At 65.7% G+C, this 25,677-nt stretch carries 27 protein-coding genes and 1 pseudogene; 23 read left to right on the top strand and 5 right to left on the bottom strand.

Translation table 11 applies throughout. From position 1 onward, the window contains the following. Nucleotides 1-5 precede the first annotated feature (5 nt). Nucleotides 6-176, top strand: a pseudogene (locus CX676_RS23120) (IS6 family transposase); the annotation flags it as partial. 284 nt (nucleotides 177-460) lie between these two features. On the opposite strand, the gene CX676_RS20695 reads toward CX676_RS23120, so the two are convergent. Together CX676_RS20695 and CX676_RS20690 are read right to left on the bottom strand one after the other, a co-directional pair. Next, the gene (locus tag CX676_RS20695) at nucleotides 461-1,048 is read right to left on the bottom strand and encodes a recombinase family protein (protein WP_101754700.1); all 588 of its coding nucleotides are present in this window, start codon (nucleotides 1,046-1,048) and stop codon (nucleotides 461-463) included. A 465-nt stretch (nucleotides 1,049-1,513) separates the two neighbouring features. Continuing rightward, the gene (locus CX676_RS20690; protein ID WP_157936025.1) at nucleotides 1,514-2,944 is read right to left on the bottom strand and encodes a hypothetical protein; all 1,431 of its coding nucleotides are present in this window, start codon (nucleotides 2,942-2,944) and stop codon (nucleotides 1,514-1,516) included. Nucleotides 2,945-3,165: 221 nt separating this feature from the next. Between CX676_RS20690 and CX676_RS20685 the strand changes: the two genes are divergently transcribed. From CX676_RS20685 to CX676_RS20625, 13 genes are all read left to right on the top strand, one after another. Beyond that, nucleotides 3,166-4,221 carry a C4-dicarboxylate TRAP transporter substrate-binding protein gene (locus CX676_RS20685; protein ID WP_101754698.1) on the top strand — a complete coding sequence of 352 codons (1,056 nt, stop codon included), beginning with the start codon at nucleotides 3,166-3,168 and terminating at the stop codon, nucleotides 4,219-4,221. A 107-nt stretch (nucleotides 4,222-4,328) separates the two neighbouring features. Beyond that, nucleotides 4,329-4,841 (top strand): TRAP transporter small permease, encoded by a 513-nt coding sequence (locus tag CX676_RS20680; RefSeq protein ID WP_101754697.1) that lies wholly within the window; start codon nucleotides 4,329-4,331, stop codon nucleotides 4,839-4,841. A gap of 1 nt (nucleotide 4,842) precedes the next feature. Then, nucleotides 4,843-6,180: a TRAP transporter large permease gene (locus CX676_RS20675; protein ID WP_101754696.1), complete on the top strand. Its 1,338-nt coding sequence runs from the start codon at nucleotides 4,843-4,845 to the stop codon at nucleotides 6,178-6,180. A 7-nt stretch (nucleotides 6,181-6,187) separates the two neighbouring features. Then, entirely contained in the window at nucleotides 6,188-6,985 is a 798-nt protein-coding gene (locus tag CX676_RS20670) for an IclR family transcriptional regulator (RefSeq protein ID WP_232816722.1), read from the top strand. Nucleotides 6,986-6,987: 2 nt separating this feature from the next. Further along, nucleotides 6,988-9,102 carry a 3-hydroxyacyl-CoA dehydrogenase NAD-binding domain-containing protein gene (locus tag CX676_RS20665; protein WP_101754841.1) on the top strand — a complete coding sequence of 705 codons (2,115 nt, stop codon included), beginning with the start codon at nucleotides 6,988-6,990 and terminating at the stop codon, nucleotides 9,100-9,102. Further along, complete coding sequence (locus tag CX676_RS20660; protein WP_101754694.1) at nucleotides 9,099-10,274, top strand: acetyl-CoA C-acyltransferase; 1,176 nt, start codon at nucleotides 9,099-9,101, stop codon at nucleotides 10,272-10,274. The genes CX676_RS20665 and CX676_RS20660 overlap by 4 nt, the downstream gene beginning before the upstream one ends. An 11-nt stretch (nucleotides 10,275-10,285) precedes the next feature. After that, complete coding sequence (locus CX676_RS20655; RefSeq protein WP_101754693.1) at nucleotides 10,286-11,482, top strand: acyl-CoA dehydrogenase family protein; 1,197 nt, start codon at nucleotides 10,286-10,288, stop codon at nucleotides 11,480-11,482. 15 nt (nucleotides 11,483-11,497) lie between these two features. Next, nucleotides 11,498-12,496: an acyl-CoA dehydrogenase family protein gene (locus tag CX676_RS20650; protein WP_101754692.1), complete on the top strand. Its 999-nt coding sequence runs from the start codon at nucleotides 11,498-11,500 to the stop codon at nucleotides 12,494-12,496. Continuing rightward, on the top strand, nucleotides 12,493-12,927 hold the full coding sequence (locus CX676_RS20645) for a PaaI family thioesterase (protein WP_101754691.1): 435 nt from the start codon (nucleotides 12,493-12,495) through the stop codon (nucleotides 12,925-12,927). Before CX676_RS20650 ends, CX676_RS20645 begins: the two co-directional genes overlap by 4 nt. Beyond that, on the top strand, nucleotides 12,924-13,751 hold the full coding sequence (locus CX676_RS20640; protein ID WP_101754690.1) for an oxepin-CoA hydrolase, alternative type: 828 nt from the start codon (nucleotides 12,924-12,926) through the stop codon (nucleotides 13,749-13,751). The genes CX676_RS20645 and CX676_RS20640 overlap by 4 nt, the downstream gene beginning before the upstream one ends. Beyond that, the gene (locus CX676_RS20635) at nucleotides 13,748-15,259 is read left to right on the top strand and encodes a class I adenylate-forming enzyme family protein (RefSeq protein WP_101754689.1); all 1,512 of its coding nucleotides are present in this window, start codon (nucleotides 13,748-13,750) and stop codon (nucleotides 15,257-15,259) included. Before CX676_RS20640 ends, CX676_RS20635 begins: the two co-directional genes overlap by 4 nt. Continuing rightward, nucleotides 15,256-16,911, top strand: coding sequence for an electron transfer flavoprotein-ubiquinone oxidoreductase (locus tag CX676_RS20630; RefSeq protein ID WP_101754688.1), 1,656 nt, complete (start codon nucleotides 15,256-15,258; stop codon nucleotides 16,909-16,911). Before CX676_RS20635 ends, CX676_RS20630 begins: the two co-directional genes overlap by 4 nt. Before the next feature lie 91 nt (nucleotides 16,912-17,002). After that, nucleotides 17,003-18,196 (top strand): acyl-CoA dehydrogenase, encoded by a 1,194-nt coding sequence (locus tag CX676_RS20625; protein WP_232816721.1) that lies wholly within the window; start codon nucleotides 17,003-17,005, stop codon nucleotides 18,194-18,196. A 648-nt stretch (nucleotides 18,197-18,844) separates the two neighbouring features. Here CX676_RS20625 and CX676_RS20620 read toward each other — a convergent pair. Both CX676_RS20620 and CX676_RS20615 read right to left on the bottom strand, forming a co-directional pair. Next, nucleotides 18,845-19,426: an SOS response-associated peptidase gene (locus CX676_RS20620; protein WP_232816720.1), complete on the bottom strand. Its 582-nt coding sequence runs from the start codon at nucleotides 19,424-19,426 to the stop codon at nucleotides 18,845-18,847. A gap of 43 nt (nucleotides 19,427-19,469) precedes the next feature. After that, nucleotides 19,470-19,787 (bottom strand): hypothetical protein, encoded by a 318-nt coding sequence (locus CX676_RS20615; protein ID WP_101754686.1) that lies wholly within the window; start codon nucleotides 19,785-19,787, stop codon nucleotides 19,470-19,472. Nucleotides 19,788-19,906: 119 nt separating this feature from the next. Here CX676_RS20615 and CX676_RS20610 point away from each other — a divergent pair, with 119 nt between their 5' ends. The 3 genes from CX676_RS20610 (at nucleotide 19,907) to CX676_RS20600 (ending at nucleotide 22,025) form a co-directional block, all read left to right on the top strand. Next, nucleotides 19,907-20,158, top strand: coding sequence for a CopG family ribbon-helix-helix protein (locus CX676_RS20610; protein ID WP_232816719.1), 252 nt, complete (start codon nucleotides 19,907-19,909; stop codon nucleotides 20,156-20,158). Next, entirely contained in the window at nucleotides 20,155-20,463 is a 309-nt protein-coding gene (locus CX676_RS20605) for a type II toxin-antitoxin system RelE/ParE family toxin (RefSeq protein ID WP_101754684.1), read from the top strand. The genes CX676_RS20610 and CX676_RS20605 overlap by 4 nt, the downstream gene beginning before the upstream one ends. A gap of 221 nt (nucleotides 20,464-20,684) precedes the next feature. Further along, a complete protein-coding gene (locus tag CX676_RS20600; protein ID WP_101754683.1) occupies nucleotides 20,685-22,025 on the top strand; it encodes a hypothetical protein in 1,341 nt (446 codons plus the stop codon). Between the two features lie 204 nt (nucleotides 22,026-22,229). Here CX676_RS20600 and CX676_RS20595 read toward each other — a convergent pair whose 3' ends face one another. Beyond that, complete coding sequence (locus CX676_RS20595; RefSeq protein WP_153218054.1) at nucleotides 22,230-22,643, bottom strand: MerR family transcriptional regulator; 414 nt, start codon at nucleotides 22,641-22,643, stop codon at nucleotides 22,230-22,232. Between the two features lie 76 nt (nucleotides 22,644-22,719). Here CX676_RS20595 and CX676_RS20590 point away from each other — a divergent pair, with 76 nt between their 5' ends. From CX676_RS20590 to merA, 6 genes are read left to right on the top strand one after another with little or no spacing between them, the layout of a single operon-like run. Further along, the gene (locus CX676_RS20590) at nucleotides 22,720-23,127 is read left to right on the top strand and encodes a mercuric transporter MerT family protein (RefSeq protein ID WP_007803565.1); all 408 of its coding nucleotides are present in this window, start codon (nucleotides 22,720-22,722) and stop codon (nucleotides 23,125-23,127) included. 15 nt (nucleotides 23,128-23,142) lie between these two features. Continuing rightward, complete coding sequence (locus tag CX676_RS20585; protein ID WP_040545980.1) at nucleotides 23,143-23,445, top strand: heavy-metal-associated domain-containing protein; 303 nt, start codon at nucleotides 23,143-23,145, stop codon at nucleotides 23,443-23,445. 30 nt (nucleotides 23,446-23,475) lie between these two features. Continuing rightward, on the top strand, nucleotides 23,476-23,727 hold the full coding sequence (locus CX676_RS22660; RefSeq protein WP_072629817.1) for a hypothetical protein: 252 nt from the start codon (nucleotides 23,476-23,478) through the stop codon (nucleotides 23,725-23,727). Continuing rightward, a complete protein-coding gene (merF, locus tag CX676_RS20580) occupies nucleotides 23,724-24,110 on the top strand; it encodes a mercury resistance system transport protein MerF (RefSeq protein ID WP_101754682.1) in 387 nt (128 codons plus the stop codon). Before CX676_RS22660 ends, merF begins: the two co-directional genes overlap by 4 nt. Then, nucleotides 24,107-24,244: a hypothetical protein gene (locus CX676_RS22655; RefSeq protein WP_007803572.1), complete on the top strand. Its 138-nt coding sequence runs from the start codon at nucleotides 24,107-24,109 to the stop codon at nucleotides 24,242-24,244. Before merF ends, CX676_RS22655 begins: the two co-directional genes overlap by 4 nt. Nucleotide 24,245: 1 nt before the next feature. Beyond that, a complete protein-coding gene (gene merA / locus CX676_RS20575; RefSeq protein WP_040545982.1) occupies nucleotides 24,246-25,676 on the top strand; it encodes a mercury(II) reductase in 1,431 nt (476 codons plus the stop codon). Nucleotide 25,677 lies beyond the last annotated feature (1 nt).

The following is a 25,677-nucleotide window of genomic DNA, read 5'->3' as shown; positions in this document are numbered from 1 at the left end:
ATGGCCGGGTGATGCAAGGACACCGATCACCCGGCGGCTTGCAGCGCTTCGTGTCTGTTCACTCAGCAACCCGAAACTGCTTCTTTGTCCCATCCTGCCGCCGCACAGCCTTAACCATCCGCTTCCATCGGTTGCAGGCACTTGATGTCTGGAAAACGGCTGCGAACATCGCCTGATCCCACTAACGCGATGCCTTCGCCGATTGCCGACAGGTTAACGTGACAACACCCTCATGCGTCCTCCAAGAAGAAGATTCCGTCCAAATCCTCGCCCGTAACCCCCGCGATCATCTACGAAAGACAGGCAGAGGTGCTTTCTTCAGCGCCTGTTCTCCGAACCATCTTCGCCCGAGACGACCCTTCCCGGTCAATGGCCGCGAAGGCGCGGCTCGCTCGCCGCCAGAAACGTGAGGAAAAACGCCGAACAGGGGGTCTGATGCCGGAGGGGGCAGAATCCTACGCTAAGGCTTAATTTTTGGGGAATTTCGCTGCAGCGTTCTGTAGACGGTCGGTCTTGAGACAGAGAAGAGCTCAGCTAGATCGCTGATGGAATATTCGCCGGAGGCGTGCATCCGGCTCAGTTCTTTTTGTTGTTTTTCCGAGAGTTTCGGCTGCTTTCCCCGGAGTTTGCCCTTGGCGCGGGCGATGGCCATACCTTCGCGGGTGCGCATGCGGATGAGGTCGGCCTCGAACTCGGCGAAGGTGGCGAGGATGTTGAAGAACATCTTTCCCATCGGGTCGGTCGGATCGTAGACCGATGCGCCGAGGGCAAGCTTGACGCCCTTCTTTTCCAACTGTTCCGCGATGGCTCGTGCGTCGGGGACCGAGCGCGCGAGGCGGTCAAGCTTCGGCACGACAAACACGTCGCCTGCGCGCACGGCGGCGAGGGCCTGGGCGAGACCGGGCCGGTCGCGGTTCGTGCCGGTCAGACCGTGATCTGTGTAGATGCGGTCTTCGGTGACCCCAAGCTCTGCAAGGGCAGCACGCTGCGCCGTCAGATCCTGACGATCGGTGGAGCAGCGGGCATAGCCAATTTTGATCGCGGTCATGCCGAGAGTGTACGGATAAGGGGTGGCATATGCGAATCAAATCGTACCATCTATACGAGATATGATGGAGTGTGGTTTCCATACCGTTCTCAACTCTCTCGCCCCATGTCCGCTCACCGATCCCCTTGCGGACGGGAAGACCATCATGACGGAGGGACCGGAGGATGGGGCCGGACAGGGCGGACGCCGCCCGCCGCATGGCCCTGCGGCGCCCGCACCTCCACCATCAAGGGTGGCAGCCGGGGCGGGCCTCCCGATGCGGACCGCGCGCCGCTGGCCGGCCCGCGACCGGGCGGATGGGCCGGCAGGCCCTGCACGTCCGATCCGGCCGGAAGCCGGGACGCGCATCTTCCCGAAGGAGATGGTCGAACTGATCGAGGGTCTGGCCCTTCTCGATCCGCAGCCCTCGGTCGCCAGCATCCATCGCGCCGTTGTCCAAGTGGCAGAAGAAAAGGGGGGCGAGCCTCACATCAGGCCCGATTGCACGAGCAGCGCCATCCCGATCGTCCACAGGGCCAGCCCTGACAGGCAGTAGAGCCCGTTCCAGCGGAAGCCCACGACCGCCGCGGGCCGTCCGACCAATGCGCCGGCATAGACCACCGTCGTCATCAGCGGCGTGAAGCCCATGACGCAGCTCCAGGTTCCCGCAAGGCACAGCGCCGCGGCCGCATCGCTCAGTCCCGGCACGTCCAGTTGCGTCACGAGGCCGCCCAGGACGGAGGCCGTGATGATCGGGTTCACCCCTGCCGTGGCCAGCGCGAACATGGACAGGTTGAGCAGGACGACCATCTGCCAGGGGGCCCCGATCAGCGCGGCGACCAGCGCCTGCACCCGGTCGATCGGCAGCAGTTCCAGCGCCAGCACCGACAGAAGCCCCGCCGAGGCGAAGACGCCGATCTCGGCGGCGGCCAGGGGAAAGCGCCGGATCGTCCCGGCGGTGGCGCGGCGCATCACGGCACCCGCGCGGCCCGGACCGCCGCGCCCGATCCGCGCCGCCCAAGCCAGGCTGTAGCCCGGCACGGCGATCAGCAGCGCCTGCTGGAACTGCAGCCCGGTGGCCGCGTGCAGCCCGAAGACCAGCCCAGCCAGCAGCGCCACATGCATCACCAGCAGCGCAACCCCGCCCCGGTCGGCGGCATCCGGTCGAGGGGCTGCCCGCGACGTAAGCGGGATGCGCGGCGCCCCCGCCCAGTCCAGAAACCAGCCCCAAGCAAGGAACAGCGCCGCTGCCAGCAACCCCGCAGGCCCGATGTCGGCGTATTCCAGTTCGGGCATCGCCAGCAGCAGGGCGTTCAACCCAAGCCCGATGGGCGACCAGAGCGGGGCCAGCGCAAAGCCGCGCAGCACGGCTGTCGTTATCCGGCGCAGCCGCCATTCCCGCAAATCCGGGGGCAGATGCGCGCTCGTTTCCTCCAGCGACCGCCGCGTCATGTCCAGCAGCAGCGCGATGCCGCCGAGATTGATCAGGACGCCGAAGACATGGCCGCCGAAGTTCATTGCCAGATAGCGCCGGCCGGGCGGGCGGGTCGTGAGATAGCGTCCGGCGCGGACGACCTCGGGTGCCTCCGAGGCAACCACCCGCAGCGCGCCCAGAAGCGCCAGCAGCGCTGCCAGGAAAGCCATCCGCTCAAGCCCCCGGGACAGCGTCTCGATGTCGATGCCGCACACCATTGCCGCGGCCAGCAGCAGGGCGCAAAGGCCGACGGTCAACCACGTGGCGATAGTAAACTGCCGCCAGCACAGGACAAGAAAGACCGCCAGCGCCGCGCCGGCGGTCAGGCCGATGGCGGCAGAGTGGATGAAGATGCCGGCAAGGGACGCCAGAATGACGACGATGATGCAGCCCTGTGCGACCAACGTGCGGGCAGAGCGTTCCGGCGGGGGAAAAGGCTGCATTCAGGCGGGCGTCCGGGCAGCGGGCGTGCGCAGCCGGCCGCAGTAGAGCCAGGCATCGTGGCCGGAAATGAAGACGACGCCCTCTCCCGCCAAGTTGAACACGACTCTTTATCCTTTCTGCGAAGCCTCCGCGCCACTCTCGCAAATTTTCTCGAGGCGACGCAAGTTTGTTCCATTTTATGGCACAATGTGCTACTAATTGGAACGGGAGGAGAATCATCATGCGCTTTCTGACGACAAGTTTCCTGACCCTCGGCCTGCTCTGCTCGGCCTCGTCCGCGGCGATGGCCATGACGCTGATCTACGGCGAGGCCGGTCCCAACCGCGGCGTGCGCGCCGAGGCCACGCAGTGGTTCGTCGACCAGGTCGCCGAACGGACAAACGGCGAAGTCACCATCGACGTGAACTGGGGCGGCGCGCTGTTTTCCGAGAAGGTCGCCGTTCAGTCGATCCGGGATGGTGTCGCCGACATGGGCTCGGTCATTGGGGTTTATTTTCCGCAGGACATGATCGCCTATGGCCTGGCCGACCTGCCGATTCCAAACCCCGATCCTTGGGTGGGAATGAAGGCCACTGACAAGCTGATGCGGGAAAACGAACAGATCCGGGAAAACCTGGCCGCCCAGAACCTGGTATATATTGGCACCTACACGACGTCGGCCGTTCAGGTGGGCTGCAAGGGCAAGACCATCGAGACGCTTGACGACGTCAAGGGCCTGAAGATCCGCGGCGTCGGCGCCTATGGCAAGGTGTTCCACGACCTGGGCGCCACGCCCGTCGACATGTCCGTCTACGAGGCCTATCAGGGCTTGGAAACCGGGCTGATCGACTGCACCCAGACCTATCCCTATCTGGTCGAGGCGCTGAAGTTCGACGAGGTCTTCGACAGCTATACCGAGATCGACTTCGGCCAGATCGGCGCCCTGGGCATCATGATGAACAAGGACAGCTTCGACATGCTGCCGCCCGAGCAGCAGCAGGTTCTGCTGAAGGTCGGCGAGGGCCTCTCGGACGAGTTCGGGCGCATCCTGACCGACGCGAACCAGCGGTCGATCGAGATCCTCGAAGAGAAGCAGATCCCGGTGCTGAAGATCTCGGACGCGGATCGCAGCCGTCTTGGCGAAATGAGCCAGACCTATGTCGATGACTGGATCGCCCGCGCCGATGCCGCAGGGCTGGATGGCAAGGGGCTGGTCGATGACTATAAAAGCCTGATCGCCGAATTCACCAAGCAGCGCGACGAACAGGGCTATCCCTGGGCGGCAAAGGCCAACTGAGCCTCGCTGCCTGTCGGGGGCGCGTCGCGCCTCCGATCCCCTGCCTGTCATGCGCGAGTCCGGTTCGGCCCTCTGCGTCACGCGACCTATAAACGGGAGGTACGGCCATGAAGGCCATCGAACGCATCATGCTTGAATTTGCCGTGGTCTCTGCGCTTGCGCTGGCGCTGGTCATCACCGCGAATGTGATCGGCCGCCAGATCTTCGGCCTTGCCGTGCCCGATATCGTCATCATCGTGCGCGAGCTGATGATCCCGACCATCGTCTTTCCGCTGGCCGTCGCCACCGCCAACCGCGCCCATATCGCCGTCACCTTCGTGACCGACCGGATGTCGCCCCGCGCCCGCGGCGTGCTGATCATCATGGGATGGTTCGTCGCGCTTCTGGCGATGATGCCGCTGATCTATGCCAGCTGGCGCAATCTGTCGGGGTCGTGGAGCTCGGGCGAGTTCTATGACGGGCAGTTGGGCATTCCGCGCTGGCCGATGAAGCTGGTCTTTCTGCTGGGCCTCATCGTGATGACGGTCCGGCTGGTGCTGGTCGCGCTGGCCGACATGGCCGAGTTCGGCCGCACCGGCACCGTCGCCGAACGCAGCCATACCGAAGAGGAGTCAGTTTAAGATGGACGCATCCACCATCGGACTCGTGGCCTTCGGGCTGGTCATTCTGTTGCTGGCGCTGCGCGTGCCCATCGCCTTCGTGCTGGCGGGCGTCGCATCGGTCGGCACCTTCCTGATCTATGCCTTCCGCAGCGGCGAGTTCAGCCCCGAGCGCGCCATCAACCCCACCTCCTCGATGGTCGTGAACAGCTTTTTCGAGCTGATCCATTCCTACGACCTGTCGATGATTCCGCTGTTCGTGGCGCTGGGGAACATCGCCTATCACACCGGCATCACCACGCGGATCTATGACGCGGCCAATGTCTGGCTGCGCCGGGTGCCGGGCGGCGTCAGTGTCGCCTCGCTGATGGGCTGTGCCGGATTCTCGGCGATCTCGGGATCGTCCATCGCCTGCGCCTCGACCATGGGCCGCATCTGCGTGCCGGAAATGCTGCGGCTGGGTTACAACCCGAGGCTGGCCACGGCCTCGGTGGCGGCGGGCGGCACGCTCGGGTCACTGATCCCGCCGTCGGTGCTGTTCATCCTCTATGGCATCTTCACCGAAACCTCGATCAGCAAGCTGTTTCTGGCGGGCATCCTGCCGGGATTGCTGACGCTGCTGGGCTATATCCTCGTGGTCTTCTGGTGGACCTCGCGCGACCCGAGCGCGGCCCCGGTCGATCCAACGCCGGTGGCCCCGGGAGCGCGGCTGAGGGCGGCGATCGCGGCCTGGCCTGCCGTGCTGCTGTTCAGCGTCATCATCGGCGGCATCTATGGTGGCCTCTTCACCGCGACCGAGGCGGCGGCCATCAGCGTGGTCCTGACCATCCTCATCGGCTTTCTCGAACGTTCGCTGACCTTGCGCACGATGTGGATCGCCATCCGCGACAGCCTGATCCAGACCTCGGCGATCTTCCTGATCGCGGCCTGCGCCAAGATTTTCGTGTCCTTCGTGGCGCTGACCGGCGCGGCGGGCATGGTGTCGCAATGGGTGGCCGATGCCGGGTTCTCGCCGCTGGTCCTGATGCTGGCGATCTCGCTGCTGTATCTGTTCCTCGGGATGTTCCTCGACCCGGTCGGAATCATCGTCCTGACGCTGCCCTTCGTCATTCCGCTGGTCAGCAACATGGGCATGGACCTGATCTGGTTCGGCGTCATCGTGGTCAAGCTGCTGGAGATCGGGCTGATCACACCACCGGTCGGGCTGAATGTCTTCGTGATCGGCAATGTCACCGATCGCAGCATCCGGGTCGACGACATCTTCGCCGGTGTGACGCGCTTCCTTGCCATGGACATCGTGGTGCTTGCGATCCTGATCCTCGTGCCCGCAATCTCGACATTCATCCCGAACGGATTGTGAGATGGACATGACCGACCTGAACGACCCTCGTTTCGCAACCACCCTGGCCCGGGGCCTGTCGGTGCTGCGGGCCTTCCGCGTCACCGATGACGGGCTCAGAAATGCCGAGATCGCGCAGCGCACCGGCCTGCCGAAATCGACCGTTTCGCGGCTGACCTTCACGCTGGGGCAACTGGGCTATCTGGTCCAGTCGCCGCGCGACGACCGGTTCCGGCCGGGACCGACCCTGGTGGCGGTGGGACATGTCGCGGCGGCCTCGCTGTCCTTCCTGGTGCCGGCGCATGATCTGATGCAGCGGCTGGCCGAGGAGACCGGAACGCTGGTGGTCCTGGCGGTGCGCGACGGCGAGAAGATGGTGCTGATCCGCACCTGGCGCCCCACCCACGTCGCCTCGATCTGGCTCGAGGTCGGGCAGCGGATCCCGTTTCAACCGTTTTCGTCGCCGCGCGCCTTTGTCGCCGCCGCCACGCCCGAGGAGATCGACCGGATCGTGTCCGAATCCATCGCGGACCGCGACGCCATGGCCGACCTGCTGACCACACGCCCGCTGGTGCGGACCGAAATGATGCGCCAAGGCTTTGTGTCCACCCCGGCGGGCAGCGGGCCTGCCGCCTACAACGCGGTCTCGGTTCCGTTCCGCAGCGGCAATCTGGCTGAACCCGTGATCTTCACCTGCGGCGCCCTGCCGTCTGAGGCGTCGGTCGAACGCATGCAATCCGACGTCGGGCCCAGACTGGCCGCGGCGGTCCGCACCCTGGAACGACTGACCGGACAGGCCCCCGGCCTGATCCGCACCGAGGCATGACCATGACCGAACATTCCCCCGTCACCTATCGCTGCGAAGGCGGGATCGCCTTCATCGAAATCGACAATCCGCCCGTCAACGCCCTGTCGGCGGCGGTTCGCCGGGGATTGGCGGAGGCCATGGACCGGCTGGCCAATGACGCCGACGCGCAGGCAGCCGTTCTGTTCTGCGCGGGCCGCACCTTTATCGCCGGCGCCGACATTTCCGAATTCGGCAAGCCGCCCGTGGCCCCGTTCCTGCCCGAGGTGATCGCCGCAATCGAGGCGTCCGGCAAGCCGGTCGTGGCGGCCCTGCACGGCACGGTTCTGGGTGGCGGCCTGGAGGTTGCCCTGGGCGCCCATCACCGCGTCGCGGTTCCCGGCACCCGGATGGGCCTGCCCGAAGTGACCCTGGGCCTTTTGCCCGGGGCGGGGGGAACGCAGCGCCTGCCGCGCGCCGTGGGGGTAACGGACGCCATCGACCTGATCACGTCGGGCCGCCAGATCGGTGCCCAGCAGGCGCTTGACCTGGGGCTGATCGACGCGCTGGCCCAAGGCACCGATCCCCGCGCGGCGGGCGAGGCCGAGGCGCGTCGCCTTCTGGCCGAGGGGTCCGGTCCCCGGCGGCTGTCCGAAACGCCCGCCCCCGCCGTCGATCCCGACATGGTTCAGGCATGGCGCGCAAAGGTCGCGAAATCCGCGCGCGGTCAGGTGGCGCCCCTGCGCGCGCTGGACACGATAGTGGCCGGGTTGGACCTGTCTTTTGCAAAGGGCATGGCACAGGAACGCCAGGCCTTCATGGACCTGATGCAGACCCCTGAACGCGCTGCCCTGATCCACGCCTTTTTCGCCGAACGTCGGGCGGCGCAGCAGGATGATCCGGCCGGTGTCAAGGCCCGGCCGGTTGCGCGCATCGGCATCATCGGCGGCGGCACCATGGGTCAGGGGATCGCCGCATCCGCCCTGACAGCCGGGCTGGACGTGACCCTGGTGGAACGCGACGAGGCCGCAGCGGCCAAGGCCACAGGTGGCATCCGCGCCATGCTGGACGGCGCCGTCAAGCGCGGCAAGCTGGACCGCACGGCGGCCGACCGGATGCTGGACCAGGCCTTGCGCGCGGTCGCAGGCTATGACGCGCTGGCCAACGTCGATCTGGTGATCGAGGCGGTGTTCGAGAATCTGGACGTCAAGCAAGAGGTGTTTCGCACGCTTGACCGCGTCTGCCGCCCCGGCGCGGTGCTGGCGACCAACACGTCCTATCTGGACGTGAACCTGATCGCCGGGGCGACCACCCGGCCGCAGGACGTGATCGGGCTGCATTTCTTCTCGCCCGCCAACGTCATGCGCCTTTTGGAAATCGTGGTGGCGGACAAGACCGCCCCCGATGTCACGGCGACGGCCTTTGCCCTGGCCAAGAAGATGGGCAAGATCGGCGTGCGGTCCGGCGTCTGCGACGGCTTCATCGGCAACCGGATGCTGCTGGCCTATCGCACGGCGGCCGACCACGTGGTGCTGGACGGCGCCTCGCCTTATCAGGTTGACCGGGCTGTCGTGGACCTGGGCTTTCCCATGGGCCCGTATCAGGTGGGCGATCTGGCCGGTCTCGACATCGGCCATGCCACCCGCCAGCGCAAGGCGCCCACGCGCGATCCGCGCGAACGCGTTCCCGTCTTTGCCGACCGGCTGGTCGAATCCGGGCGGCTGGGGCGCAAGACCGGGCGCGGCTATTACATCTATGACGAAGGCAGCCCCCAGGGCCGCCCCGACCCCGACATGGACGACATGCTGTCAGGCATCCGGTCCGACCTGGGCATCACCCCGCGCCCGTTCGAGGCTGAGGAAATCCAGTCCCGCTACATGGCCGCCATGGTCAACGAGGGCGCGAAGATCCTCGACGAAGGCATCGCCGCGCGGGCGTCCGACATCGACGTGGTGCTGTTGCACGGCTACGGTTTTCCGCGCTGGAAGGGCGGGCCGATGCACTGGGCCGACGCGCAGGGGCTGGACCGGATCGCCGCCGACATCGCCCGTTATGCCGAAGATGATCCCTATTTCTGGCAGATCTCGCCGCTTCTGGCGCGTCTTGCGGCCGAGGGCGGGACACTTGCCGACGTGAACACCGGAAAGGACGCATCATGAAGGACGCCGTCATCGTCGCAACCGCCCGCACGGGCATCGGCAAGGCTGCGCGCGGCAGCCTGAACCTGACCCACGGCGCCACCATGGGCGGCCATGTCGCCGCCGCCGCCGTAAAACGCGCGGGCATCGACCCGGCGCTGATCGAGGACAGCATCTGGGGCTGCGGCTATCCCGAATACGTTACCGGCGGCAACATCGCCCGGCAGATCGTCATTCGCGCGGGCCTGCCCGTCAGCGTGGCGGGCACCACCGTCAACCGCTTCTGCGCCTCGGGGCTGCAGGCGCTGGCGATGGGCGCCCATATGGTGCAGGTCGAGGGAGCGCAGGCGATCCTGACCGGCGGCGTGGAATCGATCAGCCTGGTGCAGCCGCCGCCCCGCCCTTCGCGCGAGGCCTGGATCGAGGCGCACAAGCCCGACCTCTATCTGCCGATGATCGACACCGCCGACATCGTCGCCGAACGCTATGGCGTCAGCCGCGAGGCGCAGGACGAATACGCGCTGCGCTCGCAACAGCGCATCGCCGCCGCCCAGCAGGCGGGGCTGTTCGCGGACGAGATCATCCCCCTCGACGTGACCCGCGCCGTGCTGGACAAGGCCACGGGCGAGAGCCGGAACGAGGACGTCACCTTCACCATGGACGAATGCAACCGTCCCTCGACCACGCTGGAGGCGCTGGCCGCGCTGAAGCCGGTCAAGGGCGAGGACCGCTACGTCACCGCCGGCAACGCCTCGCAACTGTCCGACGGCGCCGCGGCGCTGGTGGTGATGGAGGGCGATCTGGCCGTGCGCGAGGGTGTGACCCCGCTGGGCGCCTTTCGCGGCTTTGCCGTCGCCGGCTGCGAGCCGGACGAGATGGGCATCGGCCCGGTCTTTGCCGTGCCGCGCCTGCTGGAACGCGCCAGGCTGACGGTCGAGGACATCGACCTGTGGGAGCTGAACGAGGCTTTCGCCAGCCAGGCGCTGTATTGCCGCGACCGGCTGGGCATCGACCCCGAAAGATACAACGTCAACGGCGGCTCCATTGCGATCGGCCACCCCTTCGGCATGACCGGGGCGCGGACGGCGGGGCATCTGCTGCTGGAAGGGCGCAGGCGCGGCGCGAAATGGGGCGTCGTCACCATGTGCATCGGCGGCGGCCAGGGTGCTGCCGGCCTGATCGAGATTTTCTGAGGGGAACCACCATGGACATGAGCTTTTCGCCCGACGACCAGGCCTTTCGCGCCGAGGTCCGCCAGTTCCTTCAGGACCGCTTGCCCAAGCGGCTGTCGGAAAAGGTCCGGCTGCAGCAGGAACTGACCAAGGCCGAGATCGAGGAATGGCACGCGGTCCTGAACGAAAAGGGCTGGCTGGCCGGCAACTGGCCGGTTGAGTTCGGCGGCGCCGGCTGGACCGCGATCCAGCGCCACATCTTTGACGAGGAAAGCGCGCTGGCCAGCGCCCCCCGCATCCTGCCCTTCGGCATCGCCATGCTGGGGCCGGTGCTGCAGAAATTCGGCAGCAAGGAACAGCAGGACCGCTTTCTGCCGCGCATCCTGAACGGGCAGGACTGGTGGTGTCAGGGCTATTCCGAACCCGGCGCGGGATCGGACCTCGCCTCGGTCAAGACGACGGCGGTGCGCGACGGCGACGACTATATCGTCAACGGCCAGAAGACATGGACCACGCTGGGCCAGCACGCGAACTGGATCTTCTGCCTCGTGCGGACCGATCCCACCGCCAAGGCGCAAGAGGGGATCAGCTTTCTGCTGATCGACATGACCAGCCCCGGCATCACCGTGCGCCCCATCGTGCTGCTGGACGGCACGCCCGAGGTGAACGAGGTGTTTTTCGACGACGTCCGGGTGCCGGCGGAAAACCTTGTGGGCGAGGAAAACAAGGGCTGGACCTATGCCAAATATCTGCTGACGCATGAACGCACGAACATCGCCGGCGTGGGCTTCGCCACGGCGGGCCTCGCGGCGCTGAAGCGCATCGCGCGGGCGCAGCAGGCCCATGGCAAGCCGCTGATCGAGAACCCGCTATTTGCCGCGCGTCTGGCCGAGATCGAAATCGACCTGATGGCCATGGCGACCACCAACCTGCGGATGCTGGCGCAGGCGGCGGCCGGGCAGGTGCCGGGGGCGGAAAGCTCGATGCTGAAGCTGAAGGGAACCCAGATCCGGCAGGCGATCAACGACCTGACCCGCCGCGCGGTCGGCCCCTGGGCGCTGGCCTTTCCGTCCGAGGCGGTCGAGGGCGCGAATGACCACCTGCCCCCCGGCCCGCCCGAGGCGGCAGCCGCGACCCGCGCCTATCTGAACAACCGCAAGCTGTCGATCTATGGCGGCTCGAACGAAATCCAGCGGGGGATCATCGCGAAATCCCTGCTGGGCCTTTAAGGGGAGAAACGCGTCATGGATTTCGGGTTCACCGACGAACAGACCATGCTGGGCGAAAGCCTCGCCCGCACGCTGGAGCGGGGCGGGGACGCCGCCGCCCTGTCCGAACTGGGCGCGGGCCTTGCCCTGATGACCGAAGAGGCGGGCGGCTTTGGCGGCACCGGGCCGGACATCCTGATGGTGTTCCGCACCCTTGGCCGCGCCGCCGCCGTCACACCGCTGCTCGACAGCGTGGTGCTGGGCGCGGGCATCCTGTCCGCCGCCGGCGAGGCCGATCTGGCCGAGGCCGCCGCCAGCGGCGAGGCCCGCATCGCGGTGGCGCTTGACGAACCCGGCCAGCGCTATGACGGCAACGTGTCGACCCTCGCCGAGGGCGAGCGGCTGACCGGCGAGAAATCGCTGGTGCCGGGGGCCGAGGATGCGACCCATCTGATCGTCAAGGCGACCGACGGGCTGTGGCTGGTCGAGGCCGGGGCCGAGGGGCTGGGCCTGCGCGGCTATGCCCTGATGGATGGCGGCCGCGCGACCGAGGTCACGCTGAAGGGCACCCCCGCCCGCCGCATCGGCGACGCCGCGCTGCTGGACCGGCCGCTGGCGGCGGCGATCCTTGCGGTCTGCGCCGACGCGCTGGGGGCGATGGAAAAGGCGGTCGAGTTGACCACCGACTACCTCAAGACCCGCAAGCAGTTCGGCCGGCCGATCGGCTCGTTCCAGGCGCTCCAGCACCGCATGGCCGACCTGCTGACCGAGGTCGAGCAGGCGCGTTCGGCGGTGTGGAACCTGGCCGGGAACATCGACACCGCCGACCGCGACCGTCATGTGGCGGCGACGAAATCGCTGCTGGGCCGGGTCGCGCTGTATGTGGCCGAGGAAACCATCCAGCTACATGGCGGCATCGGCATGACCGAGGAATACGAGCTGGCCCCCCTCGCCCGCCGCCTGCTGGCCGCCGATGCGCGGTTCGGCGACAGCGACCATCACCTCGAACGCTTCATCGCGGCCAGCGCGGCATGAGCGACGGCGGCATCATTCAGGGCGAGACCGGCGCGCAGCGTATGGTCGGCTATGTGCTCGACGTGGGCCAGCCGGACCGCCGCGCCCGCTGCCGGCTGGTCCTGGACGAGCGCCACACCAACCGCCACGGCGTGCTGCATGGCGGAATCGCGGGGATGCTGCTGGACAGCGCGGCGGGCGCCACCGCCAGCCTGACCGTCGATGACAGCGGCCGCCAGCCCTTCCTGACCGTCTCGCTGAACATCGACTTCGTCGGCCCGGCGCGGCATGGCGGCGTCACCGCGACCGGCCGCGTGGTCGGGGGCGGGCGCAGCCTGCTGTTCGTCTCGGCCGAGCTGGTCCATGACGACGGCACCCTGATCGCCACCGCCAGCGGGATCTTCAAGCGCGTCCCCGCCGCCGCCCAAAGCCGCCCGAAGGACAGCCCATGACCGCCCCGCAGGCCGACGCCCTGATCGAGGATTGCGGCGATTACCTGCGGGTGACGCTGTCGAACCCCGGCCGCCGCAATGCGCTGGCCCCCGCCATGTATGCCCGCCTGCGCGACGCGCTGGCGCAGGCCGCGGCGCAGGATCGTCGGGGCGCCGTGGTCCTGACCGGCGCCGACGGCTATTTCTGCGCCGGCGGTGACCTGAACGCGCTGGCCACCCGCGCGGCCATGCCCCGGCACGAACGGCGCGCGCGGATCGAGGATCTGCACGCCACCATCCGCGCCATCCGCGCCTGCCCGCGCCCCGTCATCGCCGCCGTCGAAGGCGGTGCGGCCGGGGCGGGGCTGTCGATGGCGCTGGCCTGCGACCTGCTGGTCGCGGCCCAGGATGCCAGCTTTGCCGCCGCCTATGTCCGCGTCGGGCTGGTGCCCGATGGCGGCTTGACCGCCTCGCTGGCGCGCAGGGTGCCGGCGGGCATTGCCGCCCGCATGTGCCTGACCGGCGATCCGGTCCCCGCCGCGCGCTTTGCGGCCATGGGCGTGGTGACCGACCTCGTCGCGCCGGGGCAGGCGCTGGAACGTGCCGCCGCCTTGGCCGCGCGCATGGCGCAGGGCCCGGCCGCGGCCCAGGGCGCGATCAAGCAGCTACTCGCCGCCGCCCGCGAGGGCGATTTCGACTCTCAACTGGACCGCGAGGCCGAGGCCATGGCCGATGCGCTCGCCGCCCCCGAAGCCGCCGCCGGCCTGACCGCCCGCCTGAACCGCACCACGCCCGATTTCGGCCGCGGCAGCTCTGGCGCCGACAAGAAGGAACCCCGCCCATGACCCTGACCCGCGTGCACGATCTGCTCGACATCCAGCGCCGCACCCGCCCGGACGCGCCCGCGCTGCGCGATGAGGGCGGCAGCACCTATAGCTATGCCGAACTGGCCGACGCCGTGGAGGTGCTGACCACGGAACTGCAGGCGCGCGACCTGCGCCCCGGCGACCGGCTGCTGATCCTCGCCGAAAACTGTGGGGCGCTGGTCGGCCTGCTGATGGCGACGTCGCGCCTTGATGCGGTGGCCGTGCCGGTCAACGCCCGCATGACCGAACACGAGCTGCACCGCATCGCGGAACATGCCGACCCGCGCCTGACCGTCTATCTGAACCATGTCTCGCCGCAGGCCGGCACCCATGCCGAGATCGCGGGTGCTGACGCGTGGAACACGCCGCTTGGCAAGCTGTCGATCGCCGGCCCGCACCCATCCGCCACGCCCGAGCCGGTGGCCGAAGGCGCCGCGCAGACGGCGGTGATCCTCTACACCACCGGCTCGACCGGGACGCCCAAGGGCGTGATGCTCAGCCACGCCAACCTGCTGTTTGGCGGCCAGACCTCGGCCCGGATGCGCGAGATCACCTCGGACGACCTGATCCTGGGCGTGCTGCCGATGACCCATGTCTTCGGCCTGACCTCGATGATGATTGCCAGCACCGTCGCGGGTGCCGAGCTGTGGCTGTTCCCGCGCTTCTCGGCCCCGGCCGTGGTCGAGGCCCTGCAATCCGGCGTCAGCGTCCTGCCGGCGGTCCCGCAAATGCACGCCCTGATCATGGAGGAGGCGGGCGGCACCCGCCTGCCGCCGGGACGGCTGCGCTATGTGTCGTCGGGGGCCGCGCCGCTTGATCCCGACTGGAAGCGGCGGGCCGAGGCCTTCTATGGCGTGGCACTGCAGAACGGCTATGGCCTGACCGAAACGACAGCGGGCGTCACCCTGACCACCAACCCGCCGGGTGTGCCCGATGTGAGCGTTGGCCCGGCCCTGCCCGGCGTCGAGTTGCGCCTGCGCGACGTGGGCCCCGATGGCGTGGGCGAGATCCAGACCCGAGGCCCGCATGTCATGCCCGGCTATTTCCGCAACCCCGAGGCCACGGCCGCTGCCTTCGACGCGGACGGCTTCCTTTGCACCGGCGATCTGGGCCGCATCGACGAGGACGGCAACCTGCATATCGCAGGGCGCGCGCGCGAGCTGATCATCCGCGGCGGTTTCAACGTTTATCCGCCCGAGGTCGAGGCCGCGCTGAACGACCATCCCCGCGTGGTCCAGACCGCCGTGATCGGCCGCAAGGTCGAGGGCGGCAACGAGGAGGTCTTGGCCTTCTGTCAGGCCGACGATCCCGCCGTGGTCAGCGAAGCCGACCTGCGCGAGCACGTGGCCGAGCGTCTCTCGCCCTACAAGCGGCCCACGCGCATCATCGTTACGACGATGCTGCCGACCTCGCCAAACGGCAAGGTTCTCAAGCAGAAGCTGGTCGAGACGTTCCGCGATGCGCTCGACACCCAGGAGAAAGGATGAGCACGATCGAACGCGAATCGATGGAATTCGACGTGGTGATCGTCGGGGCGGGGCCTGCGGGCCTGTCGGCGGCGATCCGGTGCAAGCAGATCGACCCGGACCTGAACGTGGTGGTGCTGGAAAAGGGCTCCGAGGTCGGGGCGCATATCCTGTCGGGCGCGGTGCTGGACCCGGTGGGCCTGAACGCGCTGATCCCCGACTGGAAGGATAAGGGCGCGCCGGTGAAGACGGCCGTCACCTCGGATAGCTTCGTGGTGCTGGGCCCGGCGGGCTCGGCGCGCATCCCCAACTGGCCGATGCCGCGGCTGATGTCGAACCACGGCAACTACATCGTCAGCATGGGCAACGTCTGCCGCTGGCTGGCCGAGCAGGCCGAAGAGCTGGGCGTGGAAATCTTCCCCGGCATGGCGGCCTCCGAGCTGGTGATGGACGGCGACCGCGTGGCCGGCGTCGTCGCGGGCGAGATGGGCAAGAACCCCGACGGCACCCCCGGCCCGTCCTATGAGCCGGGCATGGAGCTGCGCGGCAAGTACGTGATGATCGCCGAGGGCGTGCGCGGATCGCTCGCCAAGCAGCTGATCGAAAAATACGACCTGTCCGCCGGGCACGAGCCGCAGAAGTTCGGCATCGGCATGAAGGAGATCTGGGAGATCGACCCCGCCAAGCACAAGGAAGGCACCGTCGTCCACACGATGGGCTGGCCCCTTGGCAAGAACGCGGGCGGCGGGTCCTTCATCTACCATGCCGAGAACAACCAGGTCTTCATCGGCTTCGTGGTCCACCTGAACTACGAGAACCCGTATCTCTACCCCTACGCCGAGTTCCAGCGCTTCAAGCACCACCCGGCCATCGCGGAGCTGCTGGAAGGCGGCAAGCGCGTGGCCTATGGCGCCCGCGCGATTTCCGAAGGCGGCTGGCAGTCGCTGCCGAAGATGACGGTGCCGGGCGCGCTGCTGCTGGGCTGCTCGGCGGGAATGGTCAACGTTCCCCGCATCAAGGGCAACCACAACGCCATGCTGTCGGGGATCGCGGCGGCGAACGCGGCCGCGGCGGCCATCTCCGCGGGACGCGAGGGCGACGAGCTGGTCGAGTACGAACAGGATGTCCGCACGGGCCTCATCGCCCATGACCTCAAGCGCGTCCGCAACGTCAAGCCTGCCTGGTCGCGCACGGGCATGATGGGCAGCCTGATGCTGGGCGGCATGGACATGTGGGTCGCCAGCCTCTTCAACCGCAACATCCTGCGCACTTGGAAGCATGGCAAGACCGACGCCGCCGCCACCCGGCCCGCGAAGAACTATCGTCCGATCGATTATCCCAAGCCCGACGGCAAGCTGTCGTTCGACCGGCTGACCAACGTGGCCTTTTCCTTCACCAACCACGAGGAAAGCCAGCCCTGCCACCTCAAGCTGAAGGACCCGACCGTCCCGATCCGGGTGAACCTGCCGGAATATGCCGAGCCGGCGCAGCGCTATTGCCCGGCCGGCGTCTACGAGGTGGTCGAGGACAAGTCGGTGCCGGAAGGGGCGCGCTTCGTCATCAACTTCCAGAACTGCGTCCACTGCAAGACCTGCGACATCAAGGACCCGTCGCAGAACATCGTCTGGACCACGCCGCAGGGCGGCGACGGACCGAACTATCCCAACATGTAAGAATTGCCGGTGCCTCGCGACCCCAAGATAGGCCTGGCATGACCACCGTAATGCTTATCGAACTCGCCTGATGCAGATAGGAGAAACCACCATGAAGATGGACCGCATCGGCAGCTTCCGCTGGGAAGATCCCTTTCTGCTGGAAGACGAGCTGATCGAGGAAGAGCGCATGATCCGCGACACCGCGCGGAGCTATGCCCAGGGCCACCTCGCCCCCCGCGTGCGCGAGGCCTTCCAGACCGAGCACACCGACCGCGCCATCTTCACCGTGATGGGCGAGCTGGGCCTGCTGGGCGTCACCATCCCCGAGGAATACGGCGGCACCGGCGCGGGCTACGTCAGCTACGGCCTTGTCGCGCGCGAGGTCGAGCGGGTGGATTCGGGCTACCGATCCATGATGTCGGTCCAGGCGAGCCTCGTGATGTACCCGATCAACGCCTACGGGTCCGAGGAGCAGCGGCGCAAATACCTGCCGAAGCTCTGTTCGGGCGAATGGGTGGGCTGCTTCGGGCTGACCGAGCCCGACGCGGGGTCCGACCCCGGCGGCATGAAGACCACCGCCCGCAGGACCGCGAACGGCTATGTGCTGAACGGCACGAAGATGTGGATTTCCAACTCGCCCATCGCCGATGTCTTCGTCGTCTGGGCCAAGTCCGAGGCGCATGACGGCAAGATCCGCGGCTTCGTGCTGGACAAGGGCACCAAGGGCCTGTCGGCGCCGAAGATCGAGGGCAAGCTCTCCTTGCGCGCCTCCGTCACCGGCGAGATCGTCATGGACGAGGTCGAGGTGGGCGAGGACGCGCTGTTGCCGAACGCCGAGGGCCTCGGCGGTCCCTTCGGCTGCCTCAACCGGGCGCGCTATGGCATCGCCTGGGGTTCGATGGGCGCGGCCGAGGCCTGCTGGCACGCGGCGCGGCAGTACGGGCTGGACCGCAGGCAGTTCGGCAGGCCCTTGGCGCAGACGCAGTTGCATCAGCTGAAGCTTGCGAACATGATGACCGAGATCACCCTCGGCCTGAACGCCGCCCTGCGCGTGGGGCGCCTCTTCGAGGCAGGGAAGATGCAGCCTGAGATGATCAGCCTCATCAAGCGCAACAACTGCGGCAAGGCGCTGGAGATTGCCCGGGTCGCCCGGGACATGCACGGCGGCAACGGCATCTCGGACGAATACCCGGTGATGCGCCATATGGTGAACTTGGAAACCGTCAATACCTACGAAGGCACCCACGACGTCCACGCCCTGATCCTCGGCCGTGCCCAGACCGGCCTGCAGGCGTTCTTCTGAGGAGATGCAGCCATGAAGCTTCTTGTGCCGGTCAAGCGCGTGATTGACTAGGGTCAGGACTCGTTCTCGTTTCATAGCCAGAACATGACGGTTGCTGCGAGGGCGACGGCGGATAGGAATACCTTCGGGCAGGAGGGGGACCCGCGCAAGGTTGTCGGTAGGGGCGAAGGGGAGGGGGATCACCCGGCCTGCACGACGACGCGAGGCGGAGGAAGGCCGGGGAAACCCCTTCGCCCCGTCAAGCCGACGGCCTTGCGTGGGGGAACCGGCGGTTCCCTGACGGACGCACGGAACGTGCGGCCCAGGAAAGCGGGGGCGTTCGGCTCTGTCCGAATCCCCCCGCAGGACATGGCCCGCCGAGGCGGGCCTCAAAGGATCTTCTTCGGTCCAGTTGAAGCCGCCTGACTGGTCAGGTTGCCCACAGGCTGCTGCGCTCGATCCCTGGCGTCTCGCTTGCAGCCTGCTTCGGCCCGTGCGGCGCTGCCGTCCCAGGCTGGACAACCTGCCTGGGATCGACCGTTGGGCCATGATCTCAGCGGTAATGCCGGTGATCGCGTCATGCGGGCGCCTCCCGCCAGGGCCGAGATGGACGGAGCAGAGCGACGAGGACCGACAAAGTCGACATTCGCCTGACTTTAGACAGTGCCCTTACTGGGCGTCATCGATGAGTTTCAACGCGCCATCGGGCAGCGGACGCTGCAATTCTTTCGCGTCAGTGCCATTGAGCCAGGCCGACCATGCATCAGGCTCCATCAAAATCACGGGCATAGCCTTTGGATGCACCGCCTTCACTTCGGCGTTCGGCCCGCAGGTCAGGAAGGCATAGAGGTCGTCGGTCGTTTCGCCATCCCTCACCTTGCGAACCGATTTCCAGCCCCGCGTCTCGATGCCCGCGAAAAACATCTGCGCGCCAGCATCTGCGGGCGCAAACCACTGATTGCCTTTTCCCTTGCCGAGCGGCTCTGCGAAGGCCGTCACCGGCACCAGACAACGGCACTCTTTGCCCAACCACCGCCGCCAATGTGGGCTGGACAGGTTGCGCACATTTGTCACGCCTGGATCTCGCTCGGTCTTTAGGGCAAATTTAGGTGAGGGCATTCCCCAGCGAGCTTTGACCAATTCCAGGCCATCCTCGTTATGCCGAACTATCGCGCCCAGCTGGTCGGGATAGACCTGGCCGGGCTGAAGATTGCCGGCCCGATCAGCCAGCCCGCTGAACAGTTTGCGCATGGCCTCCTGGGCGGTGGTGTTGGAGTATAAATTGCACAATTTCTCACGCCTTTTCGTCGCGCCAGATCCAGCGAACAACCTGCTTGACGGGACGGCGGACCGTCAAGCCGTCCTGTAACTCGGTCGCAGACGGCACAATCCAGTGAATATCCATCCATTCGCGGCGGCGGCATTTCGAGCAAATGAATGGCGGCACTAGCAGATCATGATCCGGGCCAAGAACCTTGATGAGATCATGAGCCCAATAACGGCAGGCACGCCCGCAGCCGGTGCAGGTCACGAGCGCCAGCCGCACCGAATGCTCGATGTGCCGCAAGGTGCGGTTTCGGAACTTGTTGGCAGATGGATGACCCGCTGGCATGTCCGGAACATACAGAGAACATCCGCTCCGCAGCAAGCGTTTCCGACCCTGATCAGCGCATGACTGGAAATCTACATTGGCAAGGCGTATGATTACATACGATTACATTGGAGCACACCATGCCGCAGCGCGCCGAAACAGAACCCATGACCGTCCGCACAGCCAGGGTCTCGGAGATCGATGCCTTGGCCGCCGCGATGGATCGTTCTCGCAACTATGTGGTCAATCAGGCGATCGATCAGTTTCTCGAAGCCAACGCTTGGCAAATGGAACGGATCGCGGCCGGGGTGGCCGCAGCGCGCGAGGGTAACGTCAGTTCTGCCGACGACGTCTTTGGCGCCATTGCCACCAAGCATGGCTGGCAGGCTTGAAGACACTTCTCATTGCCGAGCCGGCCGGGCGAGACCTTGAAGCCATCGTGGATTATATCGCGCGGGAAAACCCGGCTGCGGCCGAGAATGTGTACAGGCAGATTGCCCGAACAGCCGCGAAGCTTCCGGAGTTTCCCGCACTCGGCCGTCCGGGGCGCTTTTCCGGGACGCGGGAAATGAATGTGGCAGGGTCACCCTATCTCATTGTCTACGAGGTCAACGTCGAGGCAGTCACAATTCTGGCCGTCTTTCACACCTCCCGCAATCTCGCAGCGGCCCTTCGCGATCGTATGGAAGGCAGCTAAGCAGGACGAAGCTGCGGTCTGCATTTTTGCCGTAGGGCGGGCTGAAGCCCGCCCTACAGGCGATGTCAGAAAAGGGCACTCGTTTCGCGCTGTGACGCGGCATTTTCTTATATGCCTACCCACGTCGGAACAGCGGCACAGGCGGCTGAGCAGCTTTAACCGGCATCTTGCTTACCGTGGTGAATAGCAAGATGTTGTTGTGGGAACACGGGTGAGAGGCGATGGCCGAACGCAATGACATATCGGGTCTTTTGGCCTTCATTGGCAGGGAAGGCGACTGGCGGGAACGGCTGCAGGATGTGGTCGCGGAACACCTGATACCCGCGCTGGAAGAATTCGAGCTCGACCAGGAAGGCCTGGCCGACCTCCTGGGCGAGCAGTGGACGGGCGTGCTTTGGGGGTGCGGGTTCGAGGACTTCCTTGGCCAGCGCTATGAGGACGGAAACATCGTCGATCTCTACCTGAAGCGGCGCGGCTGGAAGGAGACGGCGCTGAACCGGGCCTATTTTGCGGCGCTGCGGGATGCGCCGGTCAGCTTGTATGAAGTCAGTAATGTCCAGCCCGGCACGTCGATGACGCTACGCGATCTGTTGTCGGATGCTGCCCCGGTCACAGTGAAGGAGATATCCGCTACACGCACACTGAAGCAATGGGACCGGATTGCCGTGCGCGTGGTGCCCGAGCGAGATCACCACGTTATCTCCGGGGCGTTGTTGCCCTTTCGGGCCGAGACAGTGGATTTCCTGATTTCGGGGCTGCGCGATGCTCTGAAGCTGAAGAAGCGAGATGCACTGCGGCTCACCCGCGATCAGCTTCTGACCTGCGCACCCATCTTTACCACCGCATGGCTATTTATCGAGATCGATCGCGCCCTCACCCCGGCGCAACCGCAGTTCACGAATTCGGACGGGGATGATGTGTTGTTCCACGACCTGCGGTACCTGTTTGCCAGCGGCGTCACGCAAAGGGCGGTGGCAGAGCGGCTGGACCGGGTGAAGGGTTTCCTGCCGCAGGGACCGAAGCTCTGGAGCTGGCTGGCGGAGCGGAAGGGGCGCGGCGGCAAGGCTGGCTATGGCATCATGCTGGACACGCAGATGGAGGGGGTCACCGTTCTGGGCTCCATGGAACTGAAGGGCAAGGCGCTGCTCGTGACCGTCAACTCGACCGAGCGGGCGGACAAGGTCCGGAAGTTGATCCGCGACGCCGCCGGGGACCTGTTAAGATCGCATTTGACCACGATCCGGACGGTTGATCAGATGCGGGCCGACCAACAGCGTGACAGGCCGAGTGAGGAGGTCGAGGAAATTCCACCAGACATCGCGCGCCAACTGATGCGGGATCACATGGACAAGCATTACCGCGAAACGCTGGACGCGCCAATCCCGGCGCTTGGAAGCAAATCACCGCGGCAGGCCGTCCACACGGCAGCGGGGCGCGAGAAGGTGATCGATTGGTTGAAGCTGCTGGAAAACCATAGCGCCAGGCATGATGAGGGTCCGATTACCGAATACGACTTCAGCTGGATGTGGGCCGAGCTCGGATTGGAAGAGCACCGGATGTAGCTTTGGGCAGGGCCTTTGCCCGACATCAGCGGCCCACACCGGTCATTGGCCAGGATCACCATTGCCGCAGCGCGGCTTCCCCATACCGGACCTTCATGGCACCGCGCAGCATAGTCCAGGGCCCCAAGGTCAGCGGTGCGGGACTTTTCGGGCTTTCGCTGCGCCGTTCACGAAGGTCCGTTGCCCCCTCTTCTTCAGGGTGGACTAAGCATCGAGTAACGCATCGATCACCGCGCATTCTGGGGCAGCATCGCCGGTGCATCGCGCAACAGTGTCCGACAGGACGCGCTCGATGCGCTGCAGATCGGCAATCTTGGCCTGAACGTCAGTCAGATGATCTTCGGCGATGATCTGCACCTCGGCGCATGTCCGGGATCGGTCATCGACCAGCCCAAGCAGCCCGCGAACCTCTTCGAGAGAAAAGCCTAGATCGCGGGACCGCATGACGAATTTCAGCCGCTTGACGTGGGCATCGTCGTAGCTTCGGTAGCCCTTCGTACTGCGCGGCGGGTCCGGCATGATCCCGATTTTCTCGTAATAGCGAATGGTTTCCAGGTTGCAGCCCGTTGCGCGGGCCAAATCGCCCCGCCGAATTGATCTCACGCTTGTGTTACTCATTGTGCCGAAAAATCCCTTGAGCCTGTATCAACTACAGACCCTAGAACGGTGGAAACATCTGTTCAAGGAAGATTCGATGGAACAACATTTGGCGGAACTTCCGCAATCTCAGTCGCAGAAAATTGGCGACGAAACCACCAAGGGATGGGGCGTGACCGGCCTCGGCGTCCTCGGTGCGCTGGCGATGACTTCTTGCTGCATCCTTCCATTGGTGCTGGTCAGCTTTGGCGTGACAGGCGTGTTCATCGCGCAGCTCGGGGCGCTCTATGCCTACAAATGGTACACCTTCGCGCTGAGCGCCGCGTTTTTGGGATACGGCTTCTACAAGGCTTACAAGCCTGTAGATGCCGAGGCCTGTGCCGATGGCACCTGCGCCCGCCCCATCGACCGCCGCATCATGCGCGCAACCCTCTGGGCCGCTTCCGCGATTGTCGCTGTCGCCATGATCTTTCCCTACATCACCCCCTTCATCCTGAAATTCTGAACGAGGACCATGACCATGAAGCATCTCCTGTTATCCGCCCTGGCCATCGTCGCACTCTCGACCCCGGCCCTCGCTGAAGAGCGCCAGGTCGAGATCGCCGTCAGCGAACTGACATGCCCGTCCTGTTCGTTCATTGTTGCCAGCTCGATGCGCGGTGTTCCGTCGGTCGAGATCGCCGCATTCGAGGACGGCCCCGAATACGGGCAGGGTGTTTACAGCGTGACCTACGATGACGCCGAAACTTCCATCGAAAGCATCATCGGCGCGGTGACGGCCAATGGCTATCCGGCGCAGGTGCTGCCCGACACAGCCTCCTGAGCCGCCTGCAATGCGTGACAATCTCCTGCAATGCGTGACAATCTGATGGGTGGCCTGCTGGCCTTCGGAATAGCAGCTCCGGTCGTGGTCGTCTGCTGCGGCGGCGGAACTGCCGTGCTTGCAGCGTTGTTCGGCGGCGTTGGGGCTTGGCTCTCTGGAATGAGTGGCATTGCCGTGCTGGTTTTGGCGGGTCTGACCTACCTGATCGTCCGCGCACTGCGTCGTTCGCAAATGAAACGCGCCTCCGGCCCCGACCCATCACAGAGAAAGACGGCTCCTTGACTGACACACCTGAAAATTCCGACCGTCTGCTGAAATGGGGGCTTGGCGGTGCGCTCTTCGCCGCGCTCTGCTACTTTACACCGCTTCTGGTCGTCATCGTCGCTGGCGTCGGATTGTCGGCCCTCACGGGCTGGCTCGATTACGCCCTGTTCCCGCTGCTGTTTTTCAGCCTCGCCGTGGTGGCACAGGCCCTTTGGCTGCGCGCTGGCAAACCGGGACCGGCCCCGAAACTTTGGGCCACCGGCCTCGCGGTGGCCCTGTCGATCCTGATCATTCTTCTCGAATTCAGGTTCGCAATACGGATCACAATCGGCGTTTTCGCCGCCACAGCACTCTACGCGGTTCTCCTGAACCGTGCGCAAAAGAAAGGATCGCTCTTATGATGATGGGATGTTGCACCGCCACCGGCATGGTCTTCGGCCTCCTCGGCATGTTGACACCGCTGATCGCCATCGGCGCGGTCATATATCTGCTCGCCGCCAGACCAAAAGACCCCGAACATGGCGAGGCGCGCTGAGATGAAAGACCTGAACAAAACCGACGATGAACAGGGCGGCTATGACCTGATCGTTCTTGGGGCCGGATCGGCGGGGTTCTCCGCCGCAATTACCGGCGCGGATGCCGGAAAGCGTGTCGCCCTCGTAGGACATGGCACCATCGGCGGAACTTGCGTCAACGTGGGATGCGTGCCCTCCAAGGCGATGATCCGTGCGGCAGAGGCCGTGCACTGTGCGGGGGCTGCCAAGCGGTTCCCCGGCCTGTCGGGACGGGCACAAGTGGATGATTGGCAGACGCTCGTTCAGTCCAAGGACGATCTGGTCACGACCCTGCGCCAGAAGAAATACGCGGACCTTCTGCCGGAATATGAGGATGTCGATTACATCGACGCCGGTCCCGCGCGGCTGATCGAAGGTGGCGTGACAGTCGGTGAGCGAACCCTGAAAGCACCGAGGACCATCATCGCCACGGGCGGGCGTCCCGTTCTGCCGACCATCGACGGCATCGAGGAAATCGGCGCGCTCAACAGCACCAGTCTTCTGGAACTCGAAGTACTGCCGAAAAGCCTGATCTTCATCGGCGCGGGCTACATCGGCGCGGAGCTGGCCCAGATGATGAGCCGCATGGGCGTGAAGGTCACGCTTGTCGCCCGTTCGCATCTGTTGCCCGGCGCGGAACCAGAGGTCTCGGAGGCATTGGCGGCGGCGTTCGAGGCCGAAGGCATCACTCTTCTGACCGGGTTAAGCTACGACACTGTGCGCCGCGACGACGCGGGCGTGACACTGCGCGTGATCCAGAACGGAAAGCCTGTCGAAGTGACGGCGGATCACCTCGTTTCGACCGCTGGCAGGCGGGCCAATACCAAAGATATGGGCCTGGACGCAATCGGCGTGGAAACCGACGCGCGTGGGTCCATCGTCGTCGGCGAGGACATGCAGACATCGGTGCGCGGCATCTATGCCGCAGGCGATGTGACCGACCGCGACCAGTTCGTCTATATGGCGGCCTATGGTGCAAAGCTCGCGGCCAAAAATGCGGTTCTCGGCGAAGACCATCGCTACGACAACGCCGCGATGCCCTGGGTGGTGTTTTCCGACCCGCAGGTCGCGGGCGTCGGTCTCGGTGAAGCCCAGGCGCGGGACGCGGGCCTCGACGTCAAGACGTCCATCGTACCGCTCGATCAGGTGCCGCGCGCACTGGCCGCACGCGACACGCGCGGATTGATCAAGCTGGTGGCGGACAGAAAGTCCGACCGGCTGCTTGGCGGCCAGATCATCGCGCCCGAGGGGTCCGATACGATCCAGACCCTCGTTATGGCGCTGAAGTTTGGCATGACCACAAAGGCGCTCGGGGAGACGATCTTCCCCTATCTGACGACCGTGGAAGGGCTGAAGCTGGCGGCGCAAACCTTCGATATGGACGTGGCAAAGTTGAGCTGCTGCGCCGGATGAA

The sequence above is a fragment of the Paracoccus zhejiangensis genome, from assembly GCF_002847445.1.
Classification (GTDB): domain Bacteria; phylum Pseudomonadota; class Alphaproteobacteria; order Rhodobacterales; family Rhodobacteraceae; genus Paracoccus; species Paracoccus zhejiangensis.
Note: the sequence above shows the minus strand (reverse complement) of the source record. Positions and strands in the feature narration are given on the sequence as shown.